General features: G+C 61.2%; 18 protein-coding genes and 1 tRNA gene. 9 read left to right on the top strand and 10 right to left on the bottom strand.

Annotated features, from left to right (window positions below; translation table 11 throughout):
- The first annotated feature begins 441 nt into the window (after positions 1-441).
- The 4 genes from ACH0CP_RS13950 (at position 442) to ACH0CP_RS13965 (ending at position 6,967) form a co-directional block, all read left to right on the top strand.
- Positions 442-969: a plasmid mobilization protein gene (locus ACH0CP_RS13950; RefSeq protein ID WP_406889664.1), complete on the top strand. Its 528-nt coding sequence runs from the start codon at positions 442-444 to the stop codon at positions 967-969.
- A gap of 9 nt (positions 970-978) precedes the next feature.
- Positions 979-2,463 carry a relaxase/mobilization nuclease domain-containing protein gene (locus tag ACH0CP_RS13955; RefSeq protein ID WP_406889662.1) on the top strand — a complete coding sequence of 495 codons (1,485 nt, stop codon included), beginning with the start codon at positions 979-981 and terminating at the stop codon, positions 2,461-2,463.
- Between the two features lie 113 nt (positions 2,464-2,576).
- On the top strand, positions 2,577-2,945 hold the full coding sequence (locus ACH0CP_RS13960; RefSeq protein ID WP_406889661.1) for a hypothetical protein: 369 nt from the start codon (positions 2,577-2,579) through the stop codon (positions 2,943-2,945).
- 812 nt (positions 2,946-3,757) lie between these two features.
- Positions 3,758-6,967, top strand: a complete 3,210-nt coding sequence (locus ACH0CP_RS13965; protein WP_406889659.1) for a calcium-binding protein — start codon at positions 3,758-3,760, stop codon at positions 6,965-6,967.
- A 66-nt stretch (positions 6,968-7,033) separates the two neighbouring features.
- Here the strand turns inward: ACH0CP_RS13965 and ACH0CP_RS13970 are convergent, their stop codons facing one another.
- The 4 genes from ACH0CP_RS13970 to ACH0CP_RS13985 all read right to left on the bottom strand — a co-directional run bounded on the left by ACH0CP_RS13970 (position 7,034) and on the right by ACH0CP_RS13985 (position 9,408).
- Positions 7,034-7,222, bottom strand: a complete 189-nt coding sequence (locus ACH0CP_RS13970) for a hypothetical protein (protein ID WP_406889657.1) — start codon at positions 7,220-7,222, stop codon at positions 7,034-7,036.
- Between the two features lie 283 nt (positions 7,223-7,505).
- Positions 7,506-7,898: a hypothetical protein gene (locus ACH0CP_RS13975; RefSeq protein ID WP_406889656.1), complete on the bottom strand. Its 393-nt coding sequence runs from the start codon at positions 7,896-7,898 to the stop codon at positions 7,506-7,508.
- Positions 7,899-7,951: 53 nt separating this feature from the next.
- Complete coding sequence (locus ACH0CP_RS13980) at positions 7,952-8,743, bottom strand: hypothetical protein (protein WP_406889654.1); 792 nt, start codon at positions 8,741-8,743, stop codon at positions 7,952-7,954.
- A gap of 35 nt (positions 8,744-8,778) precedes the next feature.
- A complete protein-coding gene (locus tag ACH0CP_RS13985; protein WP_406893922.1) occupies positions 8,779-9,408 on the bottom strand; it encodes a hypothetical protein in 630 nt (209 codons plus the stop codon).
- 135 nt (positions 9,409-9,543) lie between these two features.
- Between ACH0CP_RS13985 and ACH0CP_RS13990 the strand changes: the two genes are divergently transcribed.
- The gene (locus ACH0CP_RS13990) at positions 9,544-10,689 is read left to right on the top strand and encodes a helix-turn-helix transcriptional regulator (RefSeq protein ID WP_406889650.1); all 1,146 of its coding nucleotides are present in this window, start codon (positions 9,544-9,546) and stop codon (positions 10,687-10,689) included.
- A gap of 326 nt (positions 10,690-11,015) precedes the next feature.
- Positions 11,016-11,915 carry an ArdC family protein gene (locus ACH0CP_RS13995; protein ID WP_406889648.1) on the top strand — a complete coding sequence of 300 codons (900 nt, stop codon included), beginning with the start codon at positions 11,016-11,018 and terminating at the stop codon, positions 11,913-11,915.
- Positions 11,916-12,052: 137 nt separating this feature from the next.
- Here the strand turns inward: ACH0CP_RS13995 and ACH0CP_RS14000 are convergent, their stop codons facing one another.
- Together ACH0CP_RS14000 and ACH0CP_RS14005 are read right to left on the bottom strand one after the other, a co-directional pair.
- Entirely contained in the window at positions 12,053-12,241 is a 189-nt protein-coding gene (locus tag ACH0CP_RS14000; protein WP_406889646.1) for a hypothetical protein, read from the bottom strand.
- Between the two features lie 289 nt (positions 12,242-12,530).
- A tRNA-Gly gene (locus tag ACH0CP_RS14005) sits at positions 12,531-12,604 on the bottom strand.
- Between the two features lie 271 nt (positions 12,605-12,875).
- Here ACH0CP_RS14005 and ACH0CP_RS14010 point away from each other — a divergent pair.
- Both ACH0CP_RS14010 and ACH0CP_RS14015 read left to right on the top strand, forming a co-directional pair.
- Positions 12,876-13,436: a CHAP domain-containing protein gene (locus ACH0CP_RS14010; RefSeq protein WP_294442420.1), complete on the top strand. Its 561-nt coding sequence runs from the start codon at positions 12,876-12,878 to the stop codon at positions 13,434-13,436.
- 85 nt (positions 13,437-13,521) lie between these two features.
- Complete coding sequence (locus ACH0CP_RS14015; RefSeq protein ID WP_294442419.1) at positions 13,522-14,700, top strand: VWA domain-containing protein; 1,179 nt, start codon at positions 13,522-13,524, stop codon at positions 14,698-14,700.
- 115 nt (positions 14,701-14,815) lie between these two features.
- On the opposite strand, the gene ACH0CP_RS14020 is transcribed toward ACH0CP_RS14015, so the two are convergent.
- From ACH0CP_RS14020 to ACH0CP_RS14035, 4 genes are read right to left on the bottom strand one after another with little or no spacing between them, the layout of a single operon-like run.
- On the bottom strand, positions 14,816-15,526 hold the full coding sequence (locus ACH0CP_RS14020; RefSeq protein ID WP_294442418.1) for a ribonuclease T2 family protein: 711 nt from the start codon (positions 15,524-15,526) through the stop codon (positions 14,816-14,818).
- Complete coding sequence (locus ACH0CP_RS14025; protein ID WP_294442417.1) at positions 15,523-15,963, bottom strand: hypothetical protein; 441 nt, start codon at positions 15,961-15,963, stop codon at positions 15,523-15,525. Before ACH0CP_RS14025 ends, ACH0CP_RS14020 begins: the two co-directional genes overlap by 4 nt.
- Positions 15,964-15,973: 10 nt before the next feature.
- On the bottom strand, positions 15,974-16,792 hold the full coding sequence (gene nadC, locus ACH0CP_RS14030) for a carboxylating nicotinate-nucleotide diphosphorylase (protein WP_294442429.1): 819 nt from the start codon (positions 16,790-16,792) through the stop codon (positions 15,974-15,976).
- A gap of 20 nt (positions 16,793-16,812) precedes the next feature.
- On the bottom strand, positions 16,813-17,301 hold the full coding sequence (locus ACH0CP_RS14035) for an SH3 domain-containing protein (protein ID WP_294442416.1): 489 nt from the start codon (positions 17,299-17,301) through the stop codon (positions 16,813-16,815).
- A gap of 120 nt (positions 17,302-17,421) precedes the next feature.
- Here ACH0CP_RS14035 and ACH0CP_RS14040 point away from each other — a divergent pair, with 120 nt between their 5' ends.
- Positions 17,422-18,420, top strand: coding sequence for a D-glycerate dehydrogenase (locus tag ACH0CP_RS14040; protein ID WP_294442415.1), 999 nt, complete (start codon positions 17,422-17,424; stop codon positions 18,418-18,420).
- The last annotated feature ends 13 nt before the right edge of the window (positions 18,421-18,433 follow it).

The raw sequence follows: 18,433 nt of genomic DNA on the forward strand, positions 1-18,433 counted from the left end.
AAGCACTCGCTACCCCACACCCCAGCACGTCCCGTGCTATCCTAAGTTATGGCTTAGGAGAGTGTGCAAGCCATGTGCGGACTGACCGTCCGCACCCCGCACCTGAAGGTGCTGGCTTGGCAAGGAAGGCGCTTCGCCCTCCCGTTGCATCCCTCCCGAGCGAGGGGTTTCACACCCCTGCACCCGTGCGGGGAGCCTTCGTGCTCCCTGCGACCCATGACCGGGGCTTTGCCCTCGGCACCCACCAAGGCACGTCGTCCTTGGAACCAGACAAGGGGTTATCGCACCCCTCGACCACTCGCCGGAGACTTCCGCGTCCCGGCACCCACGGCCAGAGCTTGCGCGCTCTGGACGACGCGCAGGCGGCTTTCATGCCCCTGCACCCTGACGGAGGGGGATACCCCCTCGACCCCGCAGCCGGATACGTCCGGCAGAAAGGAGATGCGCTTGAGCGATAGCGGCTCAGAGCACAGCCCTTCCGGGCGGCGCAAGTCGGAACGGCGGCAACGCACCGCCACCATCTATGCCCGCGTCACGCCCGACGAGAAGTCGGCGTTTCTCGCCCGCGCCGACAGGGCGGGTATGGCCGCCGCCGCCTTCGCCCGTGCGGCGCTCATCGGCGAAGCCGGTCCCCGCGCGCAGCGGCGCATCCCTGCCGACAGTGCTGCGCTGCGTCAAATCCTCGGCCACCTTGGCAAGACCGGCAGCAATCTGAACCAGATTGCCCGCTACCTGCATACAGGTGGCGAGGCGGAAACCGTCTTGCCGGACCTGCGCGAAGCGCTGGCCGACTTCGCGCGCATTCGCACCCTCATCTATGGCGCGCTTGGCAAGGAACCGGATAGCGCCCCAGCGGCGGCATCGCCGCTGGCCTCGACATCTGCACCGGCTCCAATCCCGGCACCGGCAGCGCCGGAGGCCATCCCGCCAGCGGGATTGTCCAAGTTCATCCCGCCGCCCAAACCGTGAGGCTGCGGCATGATTATCAAAGGAGGCTCACGCGCCGGACCCCGCCAGCTTGCCGCCCACCTTCAGCGCACCGACACCAACGAGCGCATGGAGGTGCTGGAACTAGACTCCGGCCTCGATGACCTCGCCGCAACCTTCCGCGACTGGCAAACCCTCTCGGAGGGCACGCGCGGCAAGAAGGGCCTCTATCACGTCAATATCGACCCCGACGCCCGCTATGAGATGACGCCCCAGCAATGGGCGCGTGCCGTGGAGGTTTTGGAACAGGAACTCGGGCTGGACGGCCAACCCCGCGCCGTGGTCCTGCACGAAAAGAAAGGCCGCCAGCACATCCATATCGTCTGGTGCCGCACCGACCTCGAAACCATGACTATGCGCACGGATAGCAACAACTATCTCGCCCATGAGCGCGCCAGCCTCAAGCTGGAACGCGAGTTCGGTCATGAGCATGTGCCGGGCAAACACGCCAAGCGCGACCGCGCCAAGCAGCCGGAGTTCCCGCGCGCGGATGTCAGCCACGCGGAGCACCAACAGGCCGAACGCAGCGGCCTTTCCACCCAAGAGCGGCGCGCGCAGCTTGCCGCGCTCAAATCATCCTGTGACAGCGGCATGGCGTTCAAGGCCGCCGTGGAAGAAGCAGGCTATGTGCTCGCGCGAGGCGACAGCAAGGACTTCGTGCTCGTCGGGCCGGAGGGCAGCGTTTACAGCCTGAGCCGCGAACTCAAAATGAAGGCCGCCGAAGCGCGGGCCTTCATGGCGGATGTTGAGCGCGATGCGCTCCCCACCGCCAGCGAAGCCAAGGCCCAGCAGCGCGACCGGAAACAGGATGCCGAGCCGCCTGCATTCGAGATGCAGCGCCCGCCCGTCGAAGATCTCGCGCCAGCGCCGGAGACGCAGGGCGAGACACCGGACGCGCGGGAACAGGATTCCGGCACGCCGGAACTCGCGCCCGCCGTCGCGGCGGCCTTGGCCGCGCGCGAACAGGCCGAGGCGAACAAACTCACCGCATGGCACAGTGCAGAACTGCGCCAACTCCGGCATGTGCTCTTCCTTGAAGCGCGCGAAAAGATAGAGGGGCTGAGACGCCAGCAGCAGGCCGAGCGCGAACGCTTCATCCGTGACGGGAAATTATCTGGCATCGAGGGATATATCGAAGCCCTGCAAAACCGCCTCAATCCGGGACGCGGCGCGGAAAAGCGCCTTGAGAGAGATACCGCATGGAAACACCTGCGAGAGCGGCAGGCCATCGAGCGCGCCGACCTTCGCACACTCATCCGGCAGGATCGGGCCGAACATATCGAGGAACTGAAAGAGCGCCACGACCAGCAGCGGCGCGACCAGCAGGCAGTCTTTGCGCGGGAGCGTATCCGCTATGCCGAGGACTCGGCGCGCGCGGCGCGGCTCTTGGCGCAGGTCGAAGAAGACCGCCGCGAGGCAGAACGGCAGCGACAAGAGGGGCGCGCGGCGGAACCGCCGCCAAGACCCGCAAAGTAAGCGGCTCGCGTTTCCTGCAACCAGAACCGGGCCGCAAGAAAAAGAAGAAAAAGGTTGCCACAGGTCAGCAGGGCGAAGCCGCCGCCGAAGGGCTCTTCGGCTGGCTTCCCGACATGGCGGCGATATCCGCTGCCATGTCGCGCTTCTTGCATCTGGACGCGATGCAATCATCGGAACCGGCAGATACAGGCGCGACCGCGAAAGACAGTGAAGGGTTTGAAGACCCGCCCGAGCTTGTGCCCACGTTCATGCCGACGGTGCGGCGCGCGCTCTCGCGTTTCATGAATCCAGCGAAGAAGCGCAGCGTGAAAAACCGCCGCGCGCGCGGCCTTCGCGCACTTCTCGCCCGAACGGGATTCAAATCGAAATTTCTTGCGCAGCCGTCACCGCCGCCTGCGCCCAAACCCATACCGAAATCTGCCTTGCCACAATGCTTCAATGGCAGGACTCACAAAATATTCAGAAATAATATTAAGCTGTAATCTCAGCGTTTATGGGAGACAACTTTCTATTGAACTAATGGCGTCAATGTTGAAATATATATGAACAAGAATCACCATATAGTCGGAATATATATTTGATAAACAATCTAAGGAATTTGCTAGAACGAATAATACCTGTTCCAGAAAAGGGCTATCCGCGTCATGAAGAAGGCATATTGACTGCGTTGATACTACCTAAAGAACTGAGGCTCTCACGAGACGCAGACTATTTAGTCTATCTATTATCTAGATTGTGCGTGACATTTATATTAATAATTTCTTCTATTTTTCTACTCGACCATATTTTCGATATAGGATTCTTTAGCAATTTTATCAATATGTCTGATACCCAGGCATCAATAGCAGAAAACTTTGGAGATATCATTAGGTATCCACTATCAATACTATTTATTCTGTTTTATTTTCGTATTCGCCTCTCATTAGATATCGCATGCGGCGACATTCCGGTTCTCGCACATCCTGCGTTCTTTGACGATAAAGTCAGATCGAAGTGGATAGTGAGGTCGTTATGCATTCTCATTATCATTTCTCTAGTACTGATGAACTTCCATAAGGCCGTAGCCGGGATATCGCATTATGCGAGACTGGATCATGATAGTCCGTTGAGCACCGTCCTTATAACTGTAGCTGTTGGCACATGTGTTTCAATGGTGCCCTCTATAGCGATTGTTTACGCCCTAACCTTGGAAAAGGCCTTTCGATACTTTGATGATTTTAAAAGACAGCTAGACGAACTTGCCAAAGAAAGAGATTTAGAAACCGATAAATATAAAAAATCATAAGGAGATAAAATGACATTCTCAGCAACACAACTCGATACAGGCACACAACAGGCATTTGATAGATTACTTTCAACTTACGGAGAGAGTAATCGTCTATCAACAACGATATATAACAATCTTTATTTATCTGGTGCTGATGCAGAGCTATTGGAATATGTACGAAGAGCATCTCCAACAACCGACGCGTCTTTGGAATATCAAAGACAGCAAAAGATAGAATCTGCGGCTATTGATTGGGCAGTTGCATTTGGTCTTGAGGCAACTCAAAGAGGGTTGGCCGCGACGAAAGACCTTACTTTGGCGATGACGAACACCGTTATGCTGAATACCGCCACGGGGCCTCGCTTGATAGAATCTACATTCTCTGCAACGTTACCTCCCACATACGGAAAGTTTCTATCGGCCCTCGCTCCTTACGTTTCTACGGCTGGAACAATAGCTGCGATGAGCGATCCGATTATCGCAGCATATAATGATTGGAACAGCGGTATTGCGACATCTGAGCCGACGAAAGCGATGGTGGCGGCTTCTGCCGCTGCGATTACGACTGCACTTCTGATTCCGTTTGTTGGGACGACTCTAACTGCAACAGGCCTAGCCCTTGCAGCAGGTGGATACGTAGGATTTGCCGTAAAGGACTTTTTAGATAACGACCTTGCGGGATATGTTGAGAGTGCGAAGCAACTGGGGTTGAACGCTGCTGAGTTTCTAGAGAGCTTGTGGGATGTTCTGCCCGGCAAAATCGCTGCGGCGTGGGAAGCGACCGGACAAGAGCTTGAGTATATAAAAGAGCAGGCGTCCATATTCACCGGCCACCTGATTGATGCCGCCAGCGAGTTGCTACATGATAAAGTCACCGATCTTGGCAAGCTGATGTTGAAGGCCAACGAAGTGTTCGGAATAGCCGTTAATACCGGCTCTCCTCTTGTACTGGACTTGGAAGGGAACGGGCTCAATCTCACTTCAAAGGACGGCACCGGCGCTGTTTATTGGGACATTGATTCAGACGGATTCCGCAATGCAACCGGATGGATCGGCGCAGGTATGGGGCTCCTAGCAGTTGACCTCGACCAGAATGGTACGATCGACAACAACTTAGAGCTATTCGGCAACCAGCCGCAGAACGGCTTGGCGAACGGCTTTCAGTCGCTTGCCGCATATGACAGCAACAACGATGGGGTCGTCGATGCGAACGATGACCAGTTTGGCGATTTGCTTGTCTGGACGGATGATAACGGCGACGGTCAGAGCAGCGTTAACGAGTTACACACGCTGGCAAGTCTCGATATCACGAGCATCAACCTTAATTACGCCGACGTCAATTATACCCTCAACGGCAACAATGTTCGGCAGGAAAGCACGTTCACGATGGACGGGCAGACGCATACGATTGCGGATGTGTGGTTTTCTTTCGACGCAGTGAATACACGCTACGATATGGACTATGAGCTTAGTATTAACGCTCTAGGATTGCCGAGCCAGCGTGGATACGGGAAGCTCTCCACCCTTGATATTGCCGTCGGTCAAAACCAAAATTTGTTAGACATGGTTGCCTCCCTTGCAGAGAAATCAGCCTCAGACCTGTTCGCTTCCAACTTCGATCTCCGCGCCGCACTAACCGATATCATGTATGAATGGGCTGGCGTTGCGGATATGGACCCCGACAGCCGGGGTACGGCGCTCGACGCCCGAATGATTTCCTTCCTTGAAAAGCTGAATGGCGTCTACTTCGGGAACGATCCGGAATCGATTGTCTCCGGCCTCGCAGGTACGCAGATGCGGGAAGCTTGGAACGCGGCGTTTAGCCTTGTTGCTACCCATTTCCTTGCACAGTCGGGCATGAAAGACCTTCTCGGTAATCCCTCTTACGACCTCAGAGCCGATAACCTTTCGGGCGGCTATTTCGGGGAAGATTTGGCGCTTCGTTTCACTACGCCCTTTGCGTCGGGCTATTGGCTGCTCAACGATTCCGGCTTTAACGATGTGTATGTCCTGCGCGCGGGAGATACGCCGCACAGCAACGGCCTCAACATATACGAAACCGTCAGCACGACCACGGACGCTGTTTTCCTTGGCGGTATCGACTCTGCGAATGTCCGCCTCTGGACGGACAACTACGGTGGGCTGGTTATCCGCTACACGAACGATGACTCGTTCACCATCAACGCGTCGAAGGACGTTTCAGGTGCATCGCGCGTCGGGGAGTATGTCGAGTTCATCATGTTCGATGACGGCACGACATGGGATCTGCGCGAAGGGCTTTATCTGTGGAACATCGATAGCCGTAACGCGGGCCTGTATGGCAGCGCCTATGGCGACCTCATCAAGGGCGGCACGGGCGCGGAGCAGTTGTACGGCTATGCCGGAAACGACACGCTCATCGGCAATGGTGGGGACGATTATCTCTACGGCGGCGCGGGTGACGACACCTATGTTTTCAAGGCGGGAGACGGCCTTGATACAATCTATGAATCCGCAAGCGAGGGTACGGATACCATCCGCCTTGAGGGCGTATCTTCGGGCGACGTCTATATGTGGCATACCGTGCTCTACGGCTCGTCCCAGCTTGTCATCCAGTACGGCGCGTCCGATAAAATCACCGTGGCCAACGGTGGCTATAGCAGCGCGGGCGCGACTGTAGGGCATGTCGAGCAGATCGTTTTCGACGACACCACGGTCTGGGATTTGACCGCAGGGCTGCATATGCGCCTGCCGAATGTCAGCACAACCGCGTATGGCACGGCCTATGGTGACACCATCGAGGGCGGCTCGGGTAACGATTACATCGACGGCGGCGCGGGTAATGACACGCTGATCGGCGGCGCAGGCAATGATAACATCTTCGGCGGTGACGGCGACGATTTCCTGAGCGGCGGCTTCGATAGCAACTATCTAAGCGGCGGCGCGGGCGCAGATATCTTCCACTTTGATAGTTCTGCGTTGGATAGCTCCATCGACACCGTCGCCGACTTCTCGTTGGCGCAGGGCGATGTCATCGACATTCGCGACGTTCTGAACGGCGCTTATGATCCGCTCACGCACAATCTCGCTGACTTCGTGAAATTCCAAGGCACGCCCTATTCCGGCATGCGTCTCAGCGTCGATCTGGACGGCGCGGGCACGGAGCATGGCTGGACAGCCATCGCGGACCTGAGCGGCCTCAGTTCCTTGCCGGATGTGGATACCTTGGTTGCCAACGGCAATCTGTTGGCTGCGTAAGCACACTTCCTCCGAAAAAAGCCGCCAGCGGCGTTTCGTCCGCTGGCGGCTTTGCTTTGGGCGGGGTCAGAACCCCGGCCCCTTGAGGCGGCGCGTGATAATCGCGCGGTTAATGTTTTCGAGGGACGCCAGCGCGTTCGCGCGCTCGGTGGTGGCGGGCTCGGTGAAGGCGAGTTCCTGCTGCACGCGGTAGAATTTGGAGTGCAGAGCGGTTTCCGGCAGGTTGTCGAGTTCGGAAGCGACGATGAGGCGCATGGGCTGTCTCCCTATTGCTTGAGGCCGCAACCACTACGGCCTTTCATGCCCCCCGATGACGCCAGCGGCATTGCCGGGTGCATCCGTAGGACCGCAACGGAGAGAAGGAGCCCACAAGGGCTTGCGCCCAGCAGGCAAGGCCGCTGGCAGGGTGCATGATGAACAGGACGTATGGGGGCGGACCCGCAGGGACATTGCCTCGCGCCGATTGTAACTTGTCCCGAACCTCGATACCGCCGGAGCAAAAACCGCGTGCATTCCATCGGCGCGCGGCTGGAAGCACTCAAGCCCTGAGCATGTTCGCCGCCTGCGTGTAGTTATACGCCTCATAGAGCGTCCACAGGCCACCCGCGATGAACACGACGCCGATCAGGAACACCAGCGTCATCACACCGAGCGCGAGGAGCGTCGCGCCCATCAGATACCCGACCGTCGTCGGGGTGCTATAGACGGCGCGCGTCTTGTCGTTGCGCAGAGCCAGCGCCTTGAACACGCCGTTCTTCTCGCGTCCGGCCAGCGTCACCTCATCCCCGTCGCGGATATCCGGCACATCGGCCAGCTTGATTTGTGCGGAGCGCTCGCCCACGCGAAACGCGATGACCTGTCCGGTTTTCACGGAACCGCCGTTGCGGCCTACCGTGCCCCGCGTTTCGGTCGAATGACGGATGCCGCTCACGGCTCCACTCAGTGTGGTCAGTCCCATATCATCCCCTTACGGCTTCATTCCTGCTAAAGTTTTGGCGCTTGCGCCTGCGCATCTGCCTTGCGCTTGGCTTCGGCCTTGAGGCCGTTCACCCATGCGGTGGTGCGCATGTCCGCCGCCCAAATCGCGCCCATGTCGAGCAGCGACGCTCTGGCGATGGTGACAGGGCCATATGTGCCGTGAACGTAGGAGAGCACTTGCCCGCAGGTGGCGATATCGGCGGGCAGCGTCAGGATGCTCGTGCGGGATTGCTGCGCCTGACTCAGCGTTGGAAAAAGCCGCTCGCGCGTAAGGCCACCGCCCACGGGGCGGTTTTGCGCGCGGGAGAACGAGCAGCGCGGCTTGCCCGCTTCTTCCCAGACAATCTCGCCTTCACCCACGAAAGACGGCTGGCCGTATTTGGCGGTGAGGCTGGCGCGGAATTGCTGCTGCGTCGGCGGGTTCTGCGTGTGCGGCAGATTGTGGCGCTCGATAGCGACAACCCGCGCCTCGCCGGGCGGATTAGCGAAATAGACCGTGAACAGGTCAACGGCACCGTTGGCGGTGCGCACTTCCAGACGGTCAAAAAACTCCGGCGTCGATTGCTCGGGACGTCCTTCGCCGGGCGAGTAGTTATAGCGCGTCGTGGTGCGGATAATCCGCATCGACGGGTCGAAGGCCCTGAGCGCCGCGCGGGCTTCCGCTTCGGTCATGCCGATCCTCACCCCCGCAATATCCATCTTGGCCGCAGGCGTGGAGGCTGTTTGTGCAAAGGCGGGCGTGAGCGTGACCAGCGCCACGCCGATAAGAGCGGAACAAAACGCAGCCCTTCGCTGCATCGGGAATCTCCTTATCGAATGGATGAATTGCGGCGTCAGCCCGTCACGTCGCTGATATCGTTGGCGCGCCAGTCAGGCGGCATGGTCGATTGCGCGCAGTAGCGGGCGCTGCGCTCCCAGCCGTGCTCGCTTTTAGCGGTGAAGGCCGTATCCCCCGTGACGGTGTAGATGGAGGTGCTGGTTTCCGGCGGGGCGCTGTCCTGCAAGTCCCCGCAGGCTTCCGTCACGCGGTACGTGTTCGGCCCTGTTTGCTCGATTTTCTTGAACTCGCAGAAATCCCGTGCGCCGCCGATGCCTTCACGGCGCAGCAGCGTCGTGGTGGCGTTGGAGGCTTGGCCGCACGGGGTATCGCTCTCGACGTAGTAACCACGCTTGAGCGGCAGCGCCACGATGGTAGCAGCCACTTGCGCCTTGGCCGGAACGGCTTCGGGCGCAGCAGGTGCAGCGGCTTCGCTTGTGGCAGCGGCAACCTCCGGAGTGTTGCCGGATGCCATTTCATTTGCCCCCTGTGCGGCAGCGGTATTCTCCGCCGTCGCGGCGTTCTGGCCGCAGGCGGCAAGCCCCGCCGCGAGCAGCAGCGGCACGACGAGGGAACGGGCTTTGCTCATGTCATCTCCGTGCGTGAAAATCCTTCCCGCTATGGTTAAGGTGGCGCGGAGGCCCATTCGTCCCCTAAACAGGGGAGAAATCAGGCACGGCAGGACGGCAGAGCAATCCCGCCGCATTGTTCATGCGAGGTTGTTGGTGCGGCGCTAAAGTTGATCCGCACTGCCAGATGATTGAGGGGGTATTACACGGCCATGCCGTCGCAAGAACTCTATGCGTCATCCCGCGTCTCGGGACTAATCGCGCATATTTACGATGCGGCCATAGACGACACCTTGTGGTCAGGCACCGCGAACCGCATCGCGGAAACCCTCGGCTCGACGAGCACCGTTCTTAAGCTTCACGGCGACAATGCTCGCGTGAACCTTCTCGAATGCACGGAAAACCTCATGGTGTCGGAGCGGGAGCAGGCTTGGGCGGATGACTGGCACCGCAAGGATTTATGGGTGGAGCGCAGCGTCGCCTACGGCATGTCGCGGATCATCACCGACGAGGATTTGGTGACGCGCGAGGAACAGACGCGGAGCGGCTTTTATCAGGAATGGCTCCGGCATCTGGATATTCACCACATGCTCGGGGCGGTGTTCCCCGCAGCCGAGGGCGCAGTTGGAGTTCTCGGCATCCACAGGCCGCAAGGTGCCGGAGCCTATACAGGCCATGAGCGGCGGCAGGTGGCTCTGCTCTTGCCGCACTTGCAGCGGGCGCTACGTCTCGGGCAGCGTTTCTCGGCGGTATCACAATCCTATGCCGCAGCCTTACAGGCGCTCGACAGGCTGGATACCGGCGTTCTGATGGTGGACGGCACGGGCCGTGTCATTCAAGCCAGCAGCATGGCGGAACGCCTGTTGCATGATAACGTGGAACTGGCCGTTATTCGTGGGCGGCTGGCGCTGCGCCCGCCTGCGCTGCACGACAAACTATTATCTCTGGTGCAGGGTGCGATGGACACCGCGCGGGGCAGGATCGTCAAGCCCGGCGCGGCGCTCTCCATTCCACGTCCGCACCGCATGCCGCTGGCGCTAGAGGTTGCACCCCTGCGCCCCTCAGCTTCCGCCTTTGGCGAACAGCGGCCTGCCGTGCTGGTATTTATCCGTGACCCCGAAGCGCCAATCGCCGTGGCGCGACTGCGTGAACTCTTTGGACTTACCCGTACAGAAGGTGCTGTTGCCGCCGCCCTTGGGCGGGGAGCCTCGCTTGAAGATATAGCCGTAAATATGGGCATCGGGCTTGCGACCGTGCGTAGCCATCTCAAGCGTATCCTCGCCAAGACCGGAACGCATAGGCAGGCGGAAGCCGTAGCTTTGCTGGCGCGTAGTGTTTCGACGGTTTCCAATCACTGACAATATGGGCGCGTCCGGCATAGCCGGATTGGGCTTTATGCCTTGCGGCACCGAGCCGCCATGCAGGCGCGTCTCGGCCATTCGGTAACAATCCCGCGCGCGGATAAAGCGCGGCCTTCGTCCGCATTGCTTCTTTCTTTTTTCGGGGGCGTGCCGCCCTTCACCGTCAAGACCAAGCCGTAAGGGGCAGAAAACGGGGGCCGTGTAGTCGCTGCGCTCCGGCCCGCGCCATCCCCCGTTTTCCGGTCTGGACGGCTGAATCCCCGCTCATTGCCGCGTGGCTAGTCGGTTGCATGCGCAACCCATCAGCCAAGGAAGAAAAGGCAATGAAACAAGATGTTTATGAGAGAGTAACCGCCCACATTGTGACCGCATTGGAGAATGGCGTCCGCCCGTGGTTCCAGCCGTGGAGCGCCGAGCATGCCGCAGGGCGCATCACCCGCCCGCTGCGCGCGAACGGTCAGCCCTACCGTGGAATCAACGTCCTGATGCTCTGGGGCGCAGCCTGCGAGCGTGGATATAACGCGCCTATCTGGATGACCTACAAGCAGGCGCAGGAGCTTGGCGGCAACGTCCGCAAGGGCGAGAAGGGCAATCTTGTCGTTTACGCCAACACCATCACCAAAACCGAAACCGACGAGAACGGACAGGAATCCGAACGCGATATTCCGTTCATGAAGGGATACACCGTCTTTAACGTGGAGCAGGTGGAAGGATTGCCCGCGCATTTCTATGCGCTGGCCGAGCGTCCCGCCGACACCGTGCAGCGCATCGCGCATGCCGAGGCTTTCTTTGCCGCGACCCTCGCGGATATTCGCCACGGCGGCAGCCGCGCGTTTTTCAGCCCCGCGCAGGACTTTGTGCAAATGCCGCCCTTTGAAGCCTTCCGCGAGGCCGAAGCCTATTACGCCACCCTTGCCCATGAAATGACCCACTGGACGAAGGGCGCGAACCGCTTGGAGCGCGACTTTGGCCGCAAACGCTGGGGCGATGAAGGCTACGCGATGGAGGAACTTGTCGCGGAGCTTGGCGCAGCGTTCCTTTGCGCCGACCTCAGCCTGTCGCCGGAACCCCGTGACGAGCATGCCGCTTATATTGGGAACTGGCTCAAAGTGCTGAAGGAGGACAAGCGCGCCATCTTCAGCGCCGCCGCCCATGCGCAGCGCGCCGCCGACTATCTCCACAGTTTGCAGCAGCCGCCCACCGCATTGCAGGAAGCCGCCTGAAACGAAAACGCCGGAGGGGGCAACCCTCCGGCATCTTGCGGAGCCGCCGTCATGGTGACGGCGGCTATTTCTTATCCCGCCCGACCCACCCCTGAACAGGCGGCGCGGCCTTTGGGGCCGCGCCGGACAGAGGGCTTTCAGCCCTGATATTCTTCGAAGCCGCGCTCCCGCTTGCGCGGCACGTCCTTATGGCCGCTGCACAGCCAGCAGGAACACGGGCGGCAATGCGTAGAGGCATTGCGCCCGACCGCGCGCGGCGAATGCGCAGGCGCATCGGAGAGGCCGCGCGACCATAGCGTCATGACGCGGCGCGCTCGCGCCTTCATGTGTTCTTCGTCCTGTCTGCGCCTTGCTCGCATCGTCCTATCCTGCCGCTTTCAGCCTTAATATGGGCGCTGCGCGCCATAACCGAATTGACCGAGGGATGGCCCACAACAAGGCTCGAATCAACCGGAGACAGCACCGCTTTGATGGGCGATATTGGGGAGGGTAGAAGCAGATTTTCCGCGCATGGCTGCGCGACAATTCCGCAAATTTTTCTGCACAGTACCTGCACAGGCAAAAACCGTGGGTTTTTACTGTTGTTTTTCAAATCTTTAGTGAAATCTGAAGATTTGGAGCGGGTGAAGGGAATCGAACCCTCGTCGTAAGCTTGGGAAGCTTCTGCTCTACCATTGAGCTACACCCGCACACCATGAAGCGCATGCTCCCGGCCGGCCCGACCCGATGCCGGGCAACCCGTGGTGCGAGGCGATTATCGGAACGCACGCGGAGGCGCAAGCTCGGCGGCGCAACATCACGCATGGAAAGGCCCGGCAAGAACCTGATTCGCCTGCGTCCTGATCGCATCCGTTGAGATCGTTACGCTTCCGAAATCCTCATCACGAGGGCACCCTAGTGCTTCGTTAACCAAAGCCGGCAACCTTCCGATTAGATCCGGCTGGTTACCAATGGCGCGTGATGAAGCGCTCCCCCCTCGCTCTCGTCGCGGCGTTCGCTTGCGCCTTTGCCATCCCGGCCGAAGCGCGTTCGCTGCTCGACTATGTCGGCCAATGCGTGCCCTTTGCGCGCGAGGCCTCTGGAATCCAGATCTACGGCGATGCCTGGACCTGGTGGGATCAGGCGGAAGGACGATACCGCCGCAGTGGCAAACCGCGCGTCGGCTCAGTCATTGCCTTTGCCAAACAGTCTCGGCTCCCCTTGGGTCACGTCGCCGTCGTCAGCCGTATCGTCGAGGACCGCGTGCTGATGCTCACGCACGCGAACTGGTCGCGCTTCGATGGGCAGCGCGGCCGCGCCGAGCAGGACGTGACCGTGTTCGACGTCAGCGAACGCAACGACTGGAGCGAAGTGAAGGTCTGGTTCCGCGACGCCGGCGGGCTGGGCGGCACGATCTACAAGGTCCATGGCTTCATCTACTCGCCCAATCAGCCGCGCGAGGAACTGACGAGCCGCAACCCGGATTATGTCGGCGCGCTGATCGATGCCTATGTGCCCCGCGCCAGCGGCGCGCTCCGCTGAGGGGGCCGGTCGCAACTTCGGGCTGTCACCACGCGCTCACATCTGCCATCACGCTGCGAAAAGCAGATGATGGGGCGGATAGCCGATGTTCCTCAACTTCCTAGACGAGCTACGCGTCGCCGGGATCCCGGCCAGCATGAAGGAGCACCTTTTGCTTCTGGAGGCGCTGGACAAGGAAGTGATCGATCGCACGCCGGAGGATTTCTATTACCTCTCGCGCTCAGTGTACGTGAAAGATGAGGGCCTGCTCGACAAATTCGATCAGGTATTCGCCAAGGTCTTCAAGGGCATTGAGACCAGCTTCGCGCAGGAAGGGGCCGAAATCCCGGCAGACTGGCTGAAAGCCGTTGCCGACAAATTCCTGACGCCCGAGGAGATGGAAGCAATCAAGTCGCTCGGCTCGTGGGACGAGATCATGGAGACGCTGAAGAAGCGCCTCGAGGAGCAGCAGAAACGCCACCAGGGCGGCAACAAATGGATTGGTACCGGCGGCACCTCCCCATTCGGCAATTCGGGCTACAATCCCGAAGGCGTTCGCATCGGCGGCGAATCGAAGCAGAAACGCGCGTTGAAGGTGTGGGACCAACGCGAGTTCAAGAACCTCGACAACACCAAGGAACTGGGCACCCGCAACATCAAGATCGCGCTTCGCCGATTGCGTAAGTTTGCCCGCGAGGGCGCGCAGGACGAGCTGGACATCGACGGCACGATCGACGGCACGGCGCGGCAGGGCTGGCTCGACATCCGCATGCGCGCCGAACGACGCAATGCGGTGAAGCTGCTGCTGTTCCTCGACGTCGGCGGATCGATGGACCCGTTCGTGAAGCTCTGCGAAGAATTGTTCTCAGCTGCGACCACAGAGTTCAAGAATCTCGAGTTCTTCTACTTCCACAATTGCCCCTACGAAGGCGTGTGGAAGGACAACAAGCGTCGCTTCTCGGAACGCACGCCGATGTGGGACGTGCTGCACAAGTTCCCGCACGATTATAAGCTGGTGTTCGTCGGGGACGCCTCGATGAGCCCCTACGAGATCACCCATCCGGGCGGCTCGGTGGAACATTTCAACGAGGAGTCGGGCGCTGTCTGGATGAACCGCCTGACGACCACCTATCCCGCCGCCGTGTGGCTGAATCCGGTGCCACAAACGCAATGGGGTTATTCGCAGTCGGTGAAGGTGATCCGCGAACTGATGAATGACCGGATGTACCCACTGACGCTCGCTGGCCTCGACGACGCGATGCGCGAGCTGACTCGCAAGCGCTGAACCTGGCTGGCCGCCCCGCCGCTGGCCGTCGGTTCAAGAGTGGTCACCCCGGCCTTGAGCCGGGGTCCCGATCGTCCTCCCCGACCAAAGACGACGGGATCAGTTTCAATCTGCCTCAGCGCGGCCCGCGCCAGATCCGCACGCGCGCGTTCGGCTTCACGCCGCCCTGATGCGCCGGGCAGCGGGCGTATTGGAACCGCTTGTCCATGCAGATCCATACCTCGTCCAGCCAGCCCTGCCGATCGGTGGTGATGCGCATCATGTTCGCCCGCATACCGGGATTGACTCGCGCGATAGCGGTCGCAAGCCTGCCCGCCGATAGCGGCTGACGCGATAGCGCCACCATGTCGGGATAACGCAGCTTGCCGTAAAGCGCGGTGGCGCGGCGGAAATAGCTGTCGGGGGTTTCCCCCGGCATGCACGTCCCGTGCTTTGCCCATTCGTGCTGCAGCAGCTGCGCCGACGGGGTGGCGCAGATGTTCGCGCGGATCGTCTTCTCCGACAGGAGCGTCGTGGCCTTGCAATATTGCGGCCACTCCTTGCCGATCCCATCCGGCCACAGGCCATGAAGAACGAACCCAAAGCGGTTGGAGCCCCCACATTGGAAACGTGACCGCATGGCGGCGTCGGGCTTGCGGCAATATTGCGGGGACCAGCTGATCGCGAGCGTGTAATGGCCGATCGGCAACAGCCGCTGCGGCTCCTTCTCGCTCGGCAGGTCGGGCCGAACCTGAAGCGCGGTCGCATCCGGAATACCGCAGCTATACGCCTGCGCCGCCGCGACACCGGGCGTCAGCAACAGCACGCCGGCAAGGGCACGGATCATTCCACAGGCTCCTGTTCGATGTTGTCGGCCTCGCCGAACCACAAGCGCGCGTCGGGCCGGAAGAGGTACGTTGTCGCGACGATATAAAGGACGGCAGAACCGATACCGGTGATGCCGGCAGCGGCGGACGGCATTGCCCCGCTCGCCAGCGCCATGATGGCGAACAGCAGGACGATGGCAGAAAAGGCCGCCAGGACGACCGCCACCCATTTGACGATCAGGCTCGGTCGGCGCGCCGTGAAGTACCACACCGCAAGCCTCATCAAGAGGCCAGCGGTGGCGGTTGCAGGCAACAGCCACGAAACCTGCGCCAGCGTCGGATTGGCCGCGAACTGCGCCAGCGAACGGTTCCAAGTGAGCGCCGTGTTGAGCAGCCCCAATCCAACCGCCGCGAGGTAGAGTTGCTCGTAGCGGATAATCGATGCGGGACGATCCATGATCCGATCCTCAGGCAAGGGCGAAGTCGAGGCCGATGTCAGCCGCCGGTGCCGACTGCGTGAGACGCCCGACACTGATGAAGTCCACGCCGGTTTCCGCAATGCCGCGGATCGTGTCGAGGGTGACCCCGCCAGAAGCCTCGCAGGGCACCCGCCCGGCGATCAGCGCCACCGCTGCGCGGAGTTCCTCCAGTGACATGTTGTCGAGCAGCAGGCGCGTCGCCCCTGCCGCAAGCGCAGGCTCGATCTGGTCGACCCGATCAACCTCCACGATGATCTCCGGCACGCCAGCCGCGACCGCGCGTCGAACAGCCTCGCCGACGCTGCCGGCAACCGCGACGTGATTGTCCTTGATCATCGCCGCGTCCCACAGCCCCATGCGATGATTGCGCGCCCCGCCCATGCGGGTCGCATATTTCTCGAGCACGCGAAGCCCCGGGATCGTCTTGCGCGTATCCAGCAGGATCGCGCCGGTACCGGTGAGGCGATCGACATAGGTCGAGGTAAGCGTTGCTATGCCCGAGAGGTGCTGGACGGTGTTCAACGCGGATCGTTCTGCGGTCAACAACGCCCGTGCGCGACCTTCGATGTGCATCAACTGCACGTTGCGCTCCGCTCGCGCGCCGTCTTCGAGCAGCATTTCGATGGTGGCTTCCGGATCGAGCCGGCGGAAAAATGCAGCGGCGATCTCTAGCCCGGCGACCGTGATAGCATCGCGTGTGTTCATCACCGCCGTGAAGCGAGCGTCGGCCGGGATCACCGCATCGGAAGTAACATCGATGCCTGGGCCCAGATCCTCCGCCAATGTCGCGGCGACGAAGGCGTCCATGTCGAAACTCTCGATCGCGCTCACGGCAGCGTCTCCTCTGCGCCCACACCCCACAGGCGGCTAGCCTCGGCATAGCCGGCCTGCCCCTTCACGTCGAAGCGGCACCAGCCACGCGCGCATTGGCTGATCCGGCCGATCACGCCCGGCTCCGCACGCCAGAGGACACGAGCGCCATAGGCAGGCCGGTCACGCAATTCGGTGACCGAGCCCTGAACCATCGCCGTGCGGGTGCTGCTGATAAGCGCGCCGAGCATCCAGCCCTGCGTGCCGCCGGGATCCTCCACCTTGCGCCATTCCTTGAACACGTCGACCACGCGCACCGGCAAATCCGCGCGCACATACAGCCATGTGGCCGGGAAGGTGCGGCCGGGGCCGGAGCGCATGCGCGCCTTCCCTGCCCCGATGGAGGCAAAATAGGGCGGCTTCGGCTTTTCCTTCGCCGCCTGCGCCGCGACATCGCCAGCGGACAGCGCCGTGATCGCGATCAGCGCCGCCCATAAGCCCGTCATCCGCCGCATCTTTCGCCCCTGCCGCATTGCCCCACCTGTAGTCGCGGGTATCGACCCGCTTCAACCGCCAGCCTCAACCGATCGTTGACGGACGACGAGCGCTTCGCCAAGCCCGCTCCCATGGCCGACACTCGCCGCGTTGCCAATCCGAAGGTGGTCGTCACCCGCGAACTCCCCGATGCCGTCATGGATCGGCTGGAGACGTTGTTCGATACGCGCAACAACCGCAGCGACCAGCCGCTGCCGCGCGACCAGCTGGTTGCTGCGCTTAAGGACTGCGACGTGCTGGTGCCGACGGTGGTGGACACCATCGACGCGGAGCTGATCGCCGAGGCTGGCGAGCGGCTGAAACTGATCGCCAATTTCGGCGCCGGGGTGAACCACATCGACCTGAAAGCGGCGCGGGCGCGCGGCATCATCGTCACCAACACCCCCGGCGTGCTGACCGAAGACACCGCGGACATGACGATGGCGCTGATCGTTTCCGTGCCGCGGCGGCTGGCGGAGGGCGAGAAGCTCGTTCGCTCGGGCGAATGGAAGGGCTGGACACCGGGCGGGATGCTTGGCCACCGGATCGGCGGCAAGGCGCTGGGCATCGTCGGCATGGGGCGGATCGGGCAGGCGGTGGCGCGGCGGGCGCGGGCGTTCGGGCTGTCGATCCACTACCACAACCGGCACCGGCTGCCGAAGGTGGTGGAGGCGGAACTGCAAGCGCAGTGGCATCCGAACCTGGACGAGATGTTGTCCGCCATCGACATCCTGACGATCCATACACCCCGCAATCCGGACAGCGAGAACCTGATCAATGCGGAGCGGATCGGGCTGCTGCGGCCGCATGTCTTCCTGATCAATGCCAGCCGGGGCGGGATCGTCGACGAGGATGCGATGATCGACGCGCTGGAGGCGGGACGGCTGGCCGGTGCGGGCCTCGACGTGTGGAAGCACGAGCCGGCGATCGACCCGCGGCTGCTGGCGCTGCCCAACGTCGTCATGACCCCGCACATGGGATCGGCGACCTACGAGGGGCGGCTGGCGACCGGCGAGAAGGTGATCACCAACATCCGCATGTGGGCCGACGGACACCGCCCACCGGATCAGGTGCTGGAGGGTTGGGCCTAGCCCCTTCCCTCCC

This window comes from Sphingomonas sp. 179-I 2A4 NHS (assembly GCF_045369135.1).
GTDB lineage: Bacteria > Pseudomonadota > Alphaproteobacteria > Sphingomonadales > Sphingomonadaceae > Sphingomonas.